Origin of the sequence: Hymenobacter psychrophilus (genome assembly GCF_900107135.1) — a bacterium.
Taxonomy (GTDB): Bacteria; Bacteroidota; Bacteroidia; order Cytophagales; family Hymenobacteraceae; genus Hymenobacter; species Hymenobacter psychrophilus.
On record NZ_FNOV01000011.1, the window covers coordinates 105,953 to 118,843 of the forward strand.

The 12,891-nt window shown below is 64.9% G+C and carries 7 protein-coding genes; 2 read left to right on the forward strand and 5 right to left on the reverse strand.

All coding sequences use genetic code 11. From position 1 onward, the window contains the following. Positions 1-3 precede the first annotated feature (3 nt). On the reverse strand, positions 4-3,339 hold the full coding sequence (locus tag BLW21_RS16450; protein WP_092742036.1) for a PAS domain-containing sensor histidine kinase: 3,336 nt from the start codon (positions 3,337-3,339) through the stop codon (positions 4-6). 245 nt (positions 3,340-3,584) lie between these two features. Here BLW21_RS16450 and BLW21_RS16455 point away from each other — a divergent pair, with 245 nt between their 5' ends. Continuing rightward, positions 3,585-4,064 (forward strand): hypothetical protein, encoded by a 480-nt coding sequence (locus BLW21_RS16455; protein ID WP_092742038.1) that lies wholly within the window; start codon positions 3,585-3,587, stop codon positions 4,062-4,064. Between the two features lie 35 nt (positions 4,065-4,099). Here BLW21_RS16455 and BLW21_RS16460 read toward each other — a convergent pair whose 3' ends face one another. The 3 genes from BLW21_RS16460 to BLW21_RS16470 are packed head-to-tail and all read right to left on the reverse strand — an operon-like array spanning position 4,100 to position 9,536. After that, positions 4,100-6,100, reverse strand: a complete 2,001-nt coding sequence (locus tag BLW21_RS16460) for an ATP-binding protein (protein WP_092742040.1) — start codon at positions 6,098-6,100, stop codon at positions 4,100-4,102. Positions 6,101-6,125: 25 nt separating this feature from the next. After that, the gene (locus BLW21_RS16465; RefSeq protein WP_092742139.1) at positions 6,126-6,491 is read right to left on the reverse strand and encodes a four helix bundle protein; all 366 of its coding nucleotides are present in this window, start codon (positions 6,489-6,491) and stop codon (positions 6,126-6,128) included. Between the two features lie 18 nt (positions 6,492-6,509). Further along, positions 6,510-9,536 (reverse strand): CheR family methyltransferase, encoded by a 3,027-nt coding sequence (locus BLW21_RS16470; protein ID WP_092742042.1) that lies wholly within the window; start codon positions 9,534-9,536, stop codon positions 6,510-6,512. A 223-nt stretch (positions 9,537-9,759) separates the two neighbouring features. On the opposite strand from BLW21_RS16470, the gene BLW21_RS16475 reads away from it, so the two are divergent. After that, on the forward strand, positions 9,760-10,755 hold the full coding sequence (locus BLW21_RS16475) for a chemotaxis protein CheB (RefSeq protein ID WP_175471012.1): 996 nt from the start codon (positions 9,760-9,762) through the stop codon (positions 10,753-10,755). A gap of 31 nt (positions 10,756-10,786) precedes the next feature. Here BLW21_RS16475 and BLW21_RS16480 read toward each other — a convergent pair whose 3' ends face one another. After that, on the reverse strand, positions 10,787-12,841 hold the full coding sequence (locus tag BLW21_RS16480) for a tetratricopeptide repeat-containing sensor histidine kinase (RefSeq protein ID WP_092742046.1): 2,055 nt from the start codon (positions 12,839-12,841) through the stop codon (positions 10,787-10,789). Between the last annotated feature and the right edge of the window lie 50 nt (positions 12,842-12,891).

A 12,891-nucleotide genomic window follows, 5' to 3' on the forward strand; every position in this document is an offset into this window, starting at 1 on the left:
GGGTTAGGCCGGCAAGAGCACGGTGAAGGTGGAGCCTACGCCGGGCTGGCTCTCCACGGTAATAGTGCCGCCGGCGTTTTCTACCAGGCGCTTCACCATAAACAGGCCCACGCCCGAACCTTCTACGTGCACGTGCAGGCGGCGGAACATGCCGAACAGCTCGGCCTGCTGCGCGGTGTTCAGACCCAGGCCATTGTCCTGCACGGCCAGCACCAGCTGGGTGGGCGTGCAATGGGCCCGCAGCTGCACCTGGGCCGGCCGGTCGGGGGCACGGTACTTCACGGCGTTGCTCAGCAGGTTGTACACCACAGAGCGCAGGGTTTTGGGCGCCACGCGCACGGCCTGGCAATCTTCCACCGTTACGCTGAGCGCCACGCTGGCCGCTTCGATAAGCGGGGCCAAGTCGAGGCGCACGCCCGCGACCAGGTCGGACAGGTCTATCGTTTCGGGGGCTTCGGCCTGTTGCAGCTGCGAGATGTCGGTCAGGTGGCCGATGGTCTGCTGGAAGCGCATCACCGAATCCTCCATCATACTAAACAGGCGCGGCACCAGCGGAGCCTCCAGCGCCTCGGGCGGCAGTTGCTGGCGCAGGGCCAGCAGCAGGCCTTCGATGTTGGAAATCGGGGCTTTGAGGTCGTGCGAGGCCGTGTAGACGAACGTGTCGAGGTCGGTGTTGGTCCGAATCAGGCGGGCGTTGGTGTCGTGCAGCTCGGCATTAGTGAGCTGCATTTCCTGGTTGAGCTGCTGCACCTGCTGGCGGGCCCGCACCTGGTCCGTTACCTCGACGGCCACGCAGGCAATGCCGATAACCTCGCCCTGCGCTTCGTCGCGCAGGGGTTGAAACACGAGGCTGAAGTAGCCCACCTCGTCGGGCTGGTGGTAGTTCAAGCGCGCGGGCATTTCCTTCACCGACAGCGTTTCGCCGCTCTCCCACACCTGGCGCATCAACTCCGGCAGGCCCTGGCTGGTCAGCTCCGTCATCACCTCGAAATAAGGCTTGCCGATGAGCTGCTGCTGAGTCCGACCTAAGATCTGTTCCATAAGCGGATTGACGATGCTGAACACATAATCTGGTCCCTCGGCTACCCAGATGGCGGTAGGCGACTGCTCGAACACCGCTTCGACCAGCTGCTGCTGCGCCTCGCGGGCCTCGCGGGCCAGCACCTGCTCGGTTACTTCATGAATGAAAACGGCCACCCCGGCAATTCGCTCGTGCTCGCGGTAGGCCTGGTAAGTGAACGTGATGTAGCGGGGCTTGCCGCCCGGTGCGGCCGTGCGCAACGGCTGCTCCAGGCCCTGGTACGTTTCGCCCGTGGTATACACCCGATCGAGGCGGCCGATAACGTCGGGCGAGGCCATGCCGGGGTAAACCTCCACTACGGGCCGCCCAAGGATGTTCTGGGTCGGATACAACTCGGCAAAGGCCGTGTTGAAGTACTCGATTCGGTGGTCGGGCTCGCGCAACAGGGCTACGGCCACCGGGGCCTGCTCGAAGAGGGCGAGCAACTCCTGGCGCTCCTCGGCGCTACGCTGGGCGCTGGCCAGCAGGGCGGCCTGCATAATTTCGGCATCGCGGCGGCTTACCACCTGCTCGGTCACGTCGTAGGCGAAAGCGGCCACGCCCACAATGCGGCCCTCCTCGCGGTAGGCTTGGTAAGTAAATGTAACGTAGCGCGGGCTGCCGGGGTAGAGGTTGGCCAGGGGCATGTCGAGCACGGCCTGCGGCTCGCCGGTTTCAAACACGCGGTCGAGTAGCTCGACCAGGCCGGCCAGTTTGATGCGCGGATACACTTCGGCCAGCACATGGCCCTGCATATCGCGGCCCGCCCATTCTTCGGGCGGGAACAGTTCCTCGAAGGCGGGGTTGAAGTAGTCGATGCGGTGGTCGGGTTCGCGCAGCAGCACAATGGCTACTGGCGTCTGGGCAAATATCTGGTAGAGCTCCTGGCGCTGCTGGGCCCGGCGCTGCACGGCGGCCAGCGCGGCGGCCTGCAACGTGTCGGCCTGGCGGCGGGCGCGCACCTGTTCGGTGGTATCGAGAATGAAGACCAGAATGCCCTGTACCTGACCCTGGCGGTCAGTGAGCGGTTGGTAGGAAAAGTCGATGTATTGCTGGCTAGCAGGACCGGTAGGCTGCTCCAGCACAATGGAAATCTCCTGGTCGCTGAATGCTTCGCCGGTGGCATACACGCGGTCGAGCAACGACAGAAACCCTTGTTCCATCAGTTCCGGCAGCACGTCGGCCACCTTCCGGCCCAGGGCGGCCCGGTTGCCGGTAAGCGTATAGTATCGATGGTTGAAGAACGCGAAATGGTGCTCCGGTCCCATCAGGGTGGCTACCGAGGCGGGTACCTGGCGCAGAATTTGGCGCAGCAGGTTTTGCTGTTCCTGCTGCTGCTCGCGCTGGTCCTGGGCCTCGCGCAGGGCGGCGTGGGCTTCGGCTGTGCGCGCCCGCACGCGCACTTCCAGCTCCTCGTTAAGCTGCTGCACCTGCTGGCGGGCCAGCACCTGCTCCGTCACTTCGGTGGCCACCACCATAGCCCCATAGATGCTGCCATCGGCCTCGTACATGGCCACGTACACGAAATCCCAGTACACGGTGTCGCGGCGGCCGTCGCGCTCGTGCACGGCCGGCATGGCGTGGGCCACGTAGGGCTTGCCGGTCGCCATTACGCCATCGAGCAGCTGCTCGTAGCCCATGCCGGCCACTTCGGGCAGGGCCTCGAACAGGCCCTTGCCGATGATTTGCTCTGGGGTGCGGCCCCATAGCCGGCACACGGTGGGGTTGGCCAGCTCGATAATATACTGCGGCCCCCGGTACACGGCAATGGCCACCGGGGCCTGCTCAAACACGCGCTTCAGCTCGCCCTGCTGGCGCTCGGCCGCCGCCCGGGCGGCCCGCTCGCGGGCCTGGCTTTCACGCAATGCCTTTTCCACGCGGGTCCGCGACTGTTCGTTGCCATCGGCGAAGCTGACCACCAGCACCCCTTCGTAGCGCTGGGCCTGCAGTATATAGTAAGCATCCAGCCCATCGTACTGGTAAAGGTTCTGGCGCTGGGCCAGTTGGCCCGACTGGAAGGCGTCGCGGTAGAACCCAAAAACCCCCGTTTGTTGCGCCGTTGGAAACAAGGTCAGAAAGGAGGCAGTGGGGCGCTCCGGCAGATTCAGCATTTGCTGGGCGGCGGGGTTGAGACGCTCCCAGGCGAAATCAACCAGCTCCTGCCCATCGGCCGCGTACAGGGGCCGCAACAGCAGGGTGCCGTTGAGGGAAGTCGTTAGTAAAACCTCTGCTAATCCGGCCGGATTCAGGTCGGAGAAAGAGGATGCAGGAGCAGACATAAGGGGGCAACGAGGAAATACAACGACTGGCAGTGGCGGCCAATTGGCGCGGTACGGCGCTTAGCTTTGTGCAAAGGTAAACGGGGGTGCCTACGATGCCGCCTGGTACCCGGCAAATAAGGGTGGGCGGCTCCCAAGGGCCATTAGGAGAGTAGCGAGCCTGAATACGAGCGTAGTACGGCTTCGGCCGTCGAAAGGAGGTAAACCGTACCTTTGTCCACGATAACGTTTCCTCATAACCAGCCATGCCCGACGAAATCAGCGAGTTTAGGCGTGTAATGCAGCAGCAGGGCTTGCACGCAGCCCTACAGTATCTCAACCGTCGCACGCCACACCGCTACACTGGAGTATTTCGGTTCGATGGCGAGATGTTGCGCAACGAGGCCCTGTTCGACCGCCTCCAGCCCGCCCTGGAGCAGGGGGGTGATGCGCCCATGGCCGTGACGTACTGCTCGTTGGTAGGCCAGCAGCAGGCCCCGCTGGAAATCATCGACGCCACCACCGATGCCCGCGTCCGGGGCCTCATCGATACGGCTGTGGTTTCCTACTGCGGGGTGCTGATACGTGATGCCCAGGGCCAGCCCTTCGGTACGCTGTGCCACTACGACATGCAGCGCTGCCAGGAGCGCACCACCGACCAGCCCCTGCTCGAAGCGGCCGCCACGCTGTTCTACGAGCAGCTGCAAGGGGGCCTGTTCGGGAAGAAAACGAACTCCGCCCTGTAAATACACCCACCCTCATTTCTGCCCGGGTGGCGGGCTTAGCTGGCGGCCGAGTCTGGGTCCGGGGGCAGGAGCAGGGCGATGCTGATGGTAGTGCCCTGCCCGGGCTGGGAGCTAATAGCCAGCGTACCGCCCAGCAACTCTACGCGGTTGCGAATGCCAGCCAAACCAATACCGCCGCTGGCCGGAGTGGGGGCGGGCACGAAGCCCACGCCGTCGTCGGTGATGTGGATGCACAACTGCTGCTGCTGCCGGGTCACGGCCAGCGTCACCTGGCGGGCCTGGGCGTGCTTCATCACGTTGCTGAGCAATTCCTGCACGATGCGGTAGGCCGCCATCTGCACGGGTGGGGGCAGGGGTTCGGTCCCATCTTCCAGGCCCTGCAGGCGCAAATCGAGGTGCAGCAGGCTCACGGGCACGCGGTCGGCCAACTCGCGCAGGGCGGTGGGCAGGCCAAAATCTTCCAGAATGCGCGGCGTGAGCTCGAACGAGATGTTGCGGGTGGCCCGGATGGCTTCCTGCAGCAGCTGCTGGCCGGCGCGCAACGTTTCGGAGTCGGGCAGTTGGGTGAGGTGCAGGCGGGTGGCGTAGAGCAGCTGGCCCACGCCGTTGTGCAGGGCCTCGGCAATGCGGCGGCGCTCCTCTTCCTGGGTGGTGAGAATGGCCGACAGCACCAGCTGCTGCTGGCGCAGCTGCAGGCGGGTGGTTTCGGTGCGCTGCTGCTCGCGCTCGGTTACGTCGAGGGCAAACATAATGACCTCGTTGCGTTCGGCATCGAAAAAGCCGTAGGTCTGGTAGTACATCCGCTCGCCGTTGAGGTCCGTCGAGCCCATAAAATTAATTGACTCGCCGGCCAGCAGGCGGCGGCTGTGCTCGTTAATTGAGGGGAAGCAGTCGAAGATGGACTGGCCCACCAACTCGTTATCGGCCAGGTGCAGGCGGCGCAGGCCCGCGCCCACCAGCTCGCGGTAGCGGCCCTCGGCGTCGAGGCGGCCCAGCAGCACCGGCAGGTGGCCCAGAATGCGCTCCAGCAGCTGGGTTTTATAGCTGAGCTCCTGCGCGGTGCGGTGGTGCAGGGTCCGGTCGCGCACCAGCCCCAGCAGCCGGCCCTGCGGGTGGGCTGGCTCGGGCGCCAGCACATGGCCCGTCAGGCTTACGTAGCGGTCGGGCCGCTGCGCGTCGGGCCGGCGTAGTTCTACCTCGACGCCTGCCGGGGGCGCGGCGGCCGGCGCGGCCAGCTGCCGGAACCGGGCCTGGTCGGCGGGGTGCAGGTGGGCGGCCACTACGTCGGCGGGGCGCGGAGCGGCGGCGTAGGGCAGCCCCCAGATGGCCTGGGCGCGGGCGTCGGCCTGCCACTGGTCGGTGGCGAAATCCCAGCTTACCACGCCCATGGCGGCCGCGTCGAGGGCCTGGCGCAGGCGCTGCTCGCTCTCGGCCAGCGCCCGGGTGGCCTGCTGCTGCTCCGTCACGTCTAGCAGGGCCAGGCGTGCCAGGGGCTGGTTGGTGGCGGCATCGTGGGCGCAGGTGGCTTCGAGGCGCAGCTCCAGGGGCCGTCCATCGGGGCGCACCAGGGCCAGCGTAATAGCGTGGCGGGTACTGTCGGTGGGGTCGGCAGTCAGCACCCGGTTCAGGAAGCCGGCAAACTCGGCCCGCTGCCGGAGCTCGACAAACAGCGCCAGCCGGCGGCCCTGCAGCTGCTGGCGCACCAGCCCCAGCAGCTGGGCCGTACGCAGGTTCAGCTGGCGCAGCGTGCCGGTGGCATCGAGCGTGCAGTAGCCAACGGGCGCAAATTCGTAGAGGTCGAGGTATTGCACGCGGCTGGCCTCGGCTTCGGCCTGGGCCAGCAGCAGCTCCTCGTACTGCATTTCCAGCTCAATCTGGTGCACCTGCAGCTCCTGCACCAGCCGCTGCATCTCGGCCGGCGTTTCGGGCGGTGGACTTTGCGTTACCAGCCGCCGCCGCTCGGCCCGGGCCCGCAGCTCGCGCAAGGCCTCGCCCGCCGCCGCCGAAGCCGGCTGCCGCTCATCGAAATCAGCCATTTTGGTAGTGATTAGTGATTAACGGTTAGTGATTAGTGGATAAGTCGTTTTTAGCGGTTTTTATGGAGCTGGTAAGCATTTTCAACAATTCCAGAACGTCCTGGTGTAAGCTGGATGATTCATCGGTTGTCAGATAATCAGTGGCTAGCAGCAAGTCGAGCCAGTAAACCGTTTCGTTGGCCTCCTTTTGGGCAACAGACAATTTATGAATGAAATCTTTTTTGCTCTCGGCGTACTCTGCTTCCCGAATTAGGGCCCCGATTGCCGTACCGCTCCGCAACAACTGTTTGCTGAGAACGAATTCCTTTCTTGCTCCCTGCAAGTGCTGAAAAACCCGCACCACCCGCACCGCGAAAGTGAACGATTTGTCCCTTAAAATGCTCCTGCCCATCGCGCTATTCACTATTCACTAATCACTAACCTCCAGGCCCAGCAGCACGAGGCCGGTGGCTTGGCCGGCGCTGAGCAGGCGGCGGGCGAAGGCGCGGATGGGGCGGCCCTGGGGGCCGGTCAGGTGCAGGTTGTCGAACGACTCGCCCGAGCCGTCGAACAGGGCTTGCAGCTGCTCGCGCAGGGCGGTGTGGTTCCACTCGGGAGGGCCGAGGGAGGCCAGGGGCTGGTTTCGTAGCCGGGCCACATCGAGCTGAAACTGCCGGGCCAGCGTCTGGCTGGCGGTCTGGATAAGCAGCTGGGCATCGAGTATCAGCAGCGGCTCCTGCATGGTTTCGATGATGCTTTCGGCGTAGCGGGTGCTTTCGCGCAGGCGGGTTTCCAGGTGCTTGAGGTCCGAGACATCGGTAAACGTGAGCACGGCCCCGCTGATGTAGTTGTCGAGGGTGCGGTAGGGCAGAATGCGCATCGAGAACCACTCATTGGCCGTGGTTTCCACGGTGGCCTCCACGCTGGTCAGCCGGTCAATTACCTGGCGCACGTCCTGCTCCAGCGTATCGTAGCGCAGGGTGCTGGCGAAATGGTTGATGGGCCGGCCCACATCGGCGGGCTGTAGGTGCATAATGCGGCTCATGCTGGGCGTAAAGCGCTTAATTAACATGTCGTTGTCGAGAAACACGGTGGCAATTTCCGTGGCGTCGAGCAGGTTCTTCATGTCGTTGGCGGCCTGGCTCAGCTCCTCGGTCTTGCTCAGGTACTGCATATTCAGCGTCATCAGCTCCTCGTTGAGGCTCTGCATTTCCTCCTTGTTGGTCATGGCCTCCTCGTTGGTACTTTGCAGCTCCTCGTTGGCGCTTTGCAGCTCCTCGTTGGTGCTTTTCAGCTCTTCGAGGCTGCTTTCCATCTCCTCAATGGTAGTCTGGAGGCGGTGCTTGGTGAACTGCAGCTCCTTGCCGAGCACCTCCACCACCGCGTCGCGGCTCTCGTCGGCGGGGCGGGCCTTGGCCGTGCGCACCTTGCGGGGCGTGGGCTGGTCTTCGAAGGCTACCAGCAGCAGGCCGGCCAGCTGCTCGGGCTGCTGCAGGTAGTGTACCGTGAGGCGCAGCAACTGGTAGCCGGCCTCCGTTTGCACCTGCACCCGCTCGACTACCACAGTCTGCTGGCTGGCGCTGGCCTTGTGCACGGCGGCGCTCAGCTCGTAGTTGAGCTCTTCGCGGGCCATTTCGAACAGGTTGAGCCCGCCCAGGCCGGGGGCCGGTTCGAGGTAGCGGCCGGTGCGCCCGTTCACGTACAGGATTTCGCCCTTGGTATTGATGACTACGGCCGGGGGCGCGTAGGTGCGTAACAGCGTTTTCTGCACCAAAGCCGTGAAAGGGCCGCTTTTGTGGGAGGAGGAGGAGGCCATAGGAGTAGCAGGGCCCGCCGCTGCGGCCGGGTGGTGGGAGAGGGCAAAGGGGAAGTTAACCACCTGGGTAATGGACGGCGAGGAGTCGTTGCGCCGCGAAATCTTCCACTTCATATCGAGCGCAGTAAACAGGTCCCGGTAGCCGGTCAGGTTTTCGCTGGGGCCCAGAAACAGCAGCGCGCTGGGGTTGAGGGCGTAGTGAAAAACGGGCAGCAGGTTTTTCTGCAGCTCGGCCGACAGGTAAATCAGCAGGTTGCGGCAGCACAGCAAATCGAGCTTGGTGAAGGGCGCATCCTTGGTCAGGTTATGCACGGCGAAAATCACCACGTCGCGCACTTCCTTGGTTATCTGGTAGCTGCCGTCGGGTTGGCGCACAAAAAAGCGCTGCAGCCGCTCCGGGCTCACGTCGGCCGTAATGTTGGCCGGGTACAGGCCGGCGCGGGCAAAGTCGACGGCCGCCGGGTTGATGTCGGTGGCGAATAGCTGAATTTTGAGGTAGCGCCCCGGGTCGACGGAATCGAGGCCTTCGAGTAGCAGCATGGCCAGCGAGTAGGCCTCCTCGCCGGTCGAGCAGCCCGGCGTCCAGACCCGCACTACGCTGTCGGTGGGCTTTTGGCGCAGCAGCGCCGGCAACTGCCGCTGCAGGGCCTGGAAGGCGTCGGGGTCGCGAAAAAACTTGGTTACCCCAATCAGCAGCTCCCGAAACAGGGCTTCCACCTCGGCCGGGTTTTCCTGCAGGTAGCGCACGTACTGGGTAAACTCCGGAATCTGGTGGGCATTCATGCGCCGCTCGATGCGCCGGAACACGGTATTACGCTTGTAAAAGCTGAAATCGTGGCCGGTCTGGGCCCGAATCAGGACGAATATTTTCTGCAGGGCGTGGGCCGGCTGCGAGGCCGATTCGGCCGTTTCGCGGCGGGGGCGGGCCAGCAGGGGCTTGTGCAGGTACTCGACCAGCTTGGCCGGCAGCTGGCCGGCGGGCAGCACGTAATCGACAAATTCGGTGGCCACGGCCGAGTGGGGCATCGAGTCGTACTCGGCCGTTTCGGGGCTCTGTACCATCACCATCCCAAAGTTTTCCATCACCATTTTCAACCCCACGGTCCCATCCGAGCCCATGCCCGAGCAGATAATGCAAATGGCCCGCTCGCGCGCATCCTTGGCCAGGCTCTGGAAGAAAAAGTCGATGGGCAGGCGGTGGCCCCGGGCCTGGGTGGGCTGAAACAGCAGCAGCGTGCCGTGCAGCATACCCAGGTCGCGGCCGGGCGGAATCACGTACACGTGGTTGGGCTGCACTTTCAGGCCGTCGGCGGCTTCGACTACGGGCATAGCGGTGAAGCGCTGGAGTACGGCCGGCAGCTCGCCCGGCTGGTCGGGCACCAGGTGCATGACCACCACGAAGGCCATGCCGGGGCGGGCGGGCAGCTGCCGGAAGAACTCCTCGAAGGCCTGCAGCGCCCCGGCCGAGCCGCCCAGTCCCACAATCGGAAACTTATCGGCCGCGTTTTCCTGGCGCTGGGCCACGCGCAGCTGGCTGGGGCTCACGCGTTGCTCCACGGGCACCGCCTCCACGCCGATGGGGCCGGCCGGGTCCTGGTTTTCACGGTCTTCGGTGTAGGTAGCAGGGTTGAAATCGGGCATGGGGCAGATGGGGGCCGGCAAGGATGAATGCGCCGGCGTTACTCAAAGCTAAGCAGGCGCTGGAGGAATTGTCGAAGCAAGGAGCTTGAATGCCGGATTCTGAATCGCGCAACCAGCCGCCGTTGGCAAGCGCCACCATAACAAAGCAGACCGGGGAATACGTATGCAAAAACCGGCGTACCAGCCTGCACCCGCCTTATTTTGTCTTGTTTTAGTAGTTGATATGGCTTCGGAAAACCCTGCTTATCTGATTGTTATTGGTGCTTCGGCAGGCGGTATGCCGGCCCTGGTACGGCTGGCCGGCCAGCTGCCGGCCGGGCTGTCGGCGGCCGTGCTGGTGGTGCAGCATCTGGCCGCTACCTCCTCGGGCCCGCACTTGGTAGAGCGGCTGGCGGCCGTCACGGGCCTGCGCTGCTCGCTGGCGACCACTGACCAGCCCCTCGAAGCCGGCCACCTCTACCTGGCTCCCCCCGACCGGCACCTGCTCATCCGCGACGGGCACCTACTGGTAACTAAGGGGCCGCGCGAAAACAACTTTCGCCCCGCCGTTGATGCGCTGTTCCGCTCGGCGGCGGCCCACCATGGGACGGCGGTAGTGGGCGTTGTGCTCACCGGCCTGCTCCACGATGGCACGGCCGGGCTGGAGCAAATTAAGCGGGCAGGGGGGCAGGCCGTGGTGCAGGACCCGCTGGAGGCCGAGTTTCCGAGCATGCCCGAAAGCGCCCTGAGCAACGTCGAGGTCGATTACGTAGCCTCGCTGGCCGAAATGGGCGGCCTGCTGACCCGCCTCGTCAGTCAACCGCCGCGTCCGGTTGGGCTCATTCCCGAAGACATTAAGCTGGAGGCCGCCATTGCGGAAAGAATAGTGGGCACCACCGAACAGGCGGCTCAACTCGGCACCCTCGCCCCGCTTACCTGCCCCGGCTGCGGGGGCAACCTCTGGCAACTCAACGAAGGCAACGTAACGCGTTTCCGCTGCCACACGGGCCACGCATACACCCTGGGCACGCTGCTCGACAACTCGCGCCAGGGCCTGGAAGAAACGCTGTGGGTGGCCCTGCGCATGATGGAAGAACGCAAAAACCTGCTCCTCAACCTAGCCAACCGGGCGGGCTCCGCTACCGCCGGCAATGAGTTCCAGCTCGAACGCATCATCGAACTTAAGCACCACGTTGAACGCCTCCGCGAGTTTCTGCTCAACGGCCTTTCCTCTGCTTGAGCAGTTCGCTCTCGTTGATGCAGCTAACTGCTCAAGCAGAGGGTAGCGGTAGCACAATGCAGTATTCGGTGCCGCGGCCAGGCTGGCTACTGACGCTGAGCGTGCCGCCGTGGCCGCGGGTAATCAGGTCGTGGCTCAGGGCCAGGCTCAGGCCGGTTTCGGCGCCGGCCGGGAAGCGCTGAAATACGGTGAGTAGCATTTCGGGCGGCAGGCCCTCGCCGTTGTCGCGTACCCGGATTTCGACGCTGGCCGCCGTGCGGCGGGTGGTCAGTTCCACCTGGGGCACGTAGTCTTCGTCAGGCTGGCGCTGGCGCTGGGCCACGGCCTGTAGGGCGGCACTAAACACGCCCACCAGCGCCCGCCCCACATCCTGGCGTACCACCATCACGCGTTCCAGCGTGGGGTCAGGGCGCAGCAGCAGGGCCGCGCTGAAGTAGCGGTTCTTGGCCCGCAAATCGTGGTACACCAGCCGCAGGAATTCCTCGGCCAGCGCGTTGAGGTCGGTGGACTGCCGGGCCCCGCCGCCGCCCTGCGAGTACTCCAGCATGCCGCGCACCACCGAGTCGGCCCGCTGCCCATACTGCACAATGTGGGTCTGGTTCTGGTGCATGGTATCGAGCAGCTTGTCGGCCAGTTCCTGCTGGTGCAGGGGCAACTGCAGCTGGCCGATGTGGTGGCGCATCTCGTTGCAAATCTCCGTGCTGGCCGCCGCATAGCGCCGCAGCAGGCTCACGGGGCGCTGAATTTCGTGGGCTACGCCGGCCATCAGCTCGCCCAGGGAGGCCATTTTCTCGCGCAGTACCAGCTGGCCCTGGGTTATTTTCAGCTCTTTCAGCGTCTGCACCAGGTCGTCGCGCTGGGTGGTCAGCTCGCGGGCCTGCTGGCCGAGCTGCTCGTGCAGCACCCCAAGGCTGTGGTTGGCGTGCCGCTGCTGGCGGTTGCGCCGCCACAGCAGCAGCAGGGCCAGCAGCAGCAGCGCGGCCCCCATCAGCAGCGCGGCGGTGCGCACGCGGGCCAGCAGCTTGGCGCGCTCAGCCTCCAGCTCCAGCAACCGGGTGTGCTCATTGAAGGCAATAAGGTCGAGCTGCTTGATGCGGCGCGGGTTGAAAAGGCTGTCCTGAGCCGCCAGCAGCACATGGGTATAATACAGGGCGCTGTCGGGCCGCTGGCGGGCTTCGTAGGCCTCCATCAGCAGGGCGCTGTTGCGCACCACGCCCACCACGTAGGGCAGGTTGGCGGCCAGGTACAGGGCGTGCCGGGCGTACCAGATGCTGGAGTCGGACTGGCCCTGCCGGGCGTACAGCTCGGCCAGGTACTGGTAGGCCCGGCTGGCGCTGCGCTGGTCATTTTCGGGCTCGGCGGCCCGGGCGCTGCGCCGGTAGTATTTCAGGGCGGCCCGCGGCTGGCCCTGCACCAGCTGCAGCAAACCCAGCTCGCGCAGTACGTAGGGAGCGGGGTTGCCCCAGCAGCTCCAGGCGCGGGGGCGGTGGTGGCTGGTCAGCTGCCAGGCCTGGTTGAGGTAGAAGGCGGCCGAATCGTAGCGGCGCAGGCCCTCATAGTTAGCGCCCAGGTTGGCAATTACACTGATGAGCTGCGAGGTGTCGGTGGTGCCGGCCTGCTGGTAGAGGCGCAGCGCCCGGAACGAATACCGTAGCGCCGGGCGGTAGTCGTCGAGGGCGAAGTACAGCAGCCCGGTCTGGTTGAGCGTGCGGGCCGTCGCTTCCAGGTCCTGGCTTTCCTCGTTGAGGCGCAGGGCGGCCAGGTTCAGGCGCAGGGCCTGGGGCAGGTTGCCCCGCTCGCCAGGCAGAATGGCCAGCCGCGACAGGCAGCGCCCCTCGCCCTGCACATAGCCGATGCGCCGGGCCAGGCGCAGGCCCTGGTGGGCGTAGTAGCTCACCGAGTCGAAGCGCGAGTAGCGGTACGTGGCGGCCAGATCGGCCAGTAGCAGCACCCGGGCCGTATCGGTGGTGGTGCGGGCCAGGGCCAGCTGCAGGGGCCGGCTCTGGGGGCTTTGGGCCCGCGCCGCTCCCGGCAGCAGCAGCAGCAGGCTCGCCGCCGCAAAAAACCACAGGATGAAACGAAGCATTAGGAAAGGTAGGTCTCCTGCCGATATGATCCCAATGCAGACCCGGTCAT

Bases quoted from the DNA above. Each gene is read 5' to 3' on its own strand.
- BLW21_RS16465 (WP_092742139.1), bottom strand. From the start codon at position 6,491: ATGGGCAGGAGCATTTTAAGGGACAAATCGTTCACTTTCGCGGTGCGG.
- BLW21_RS16475 (WP_175471012.1), top strand. From the start codon at position 9,760: ATGGCTTCGGAAAACCCTGCTTATCTGATTGTTATTGGTGCTTCGGCA.
- BLW21_RS16460 (WP_092742040.1), bottom strand. From the start codon at position 6,100: ATGGCTGATTTCGATGAGCGGCAGCCGGCTTCGGCGGCGGCGGGCGAG.
- BLW21_RS16455 (WP_092742038.1), top strand. From the start codon at position 3,585: ATGCCCGACGAAATCAGCGAGTTTAGGCGTGTAATGCAGCAGCAGGGC.
- BLW21_RS16450 (WP_092742036.1), bottom strand. From the start codon at position 3,339: ATGTCTGCTCCTGCATCCTCTTTCTCCGACCTGAATCCGGCCGGATTA.
- BLW21_RS16480 (WP_092742046.1), bottom strand. From the start codon at position 12,841: ATGCTTCGTTTCATCCTGTGGTTTTTTGCGGCGGCGAGCCTGCTGCTG.
- BLW21_RS16470 (WP_092742042.1), bottom strand. From the start codon at position 9,536: ATGCCCGATTTCAACCCTGCTACCTACACCGAAGACCGTGAAAACCAG.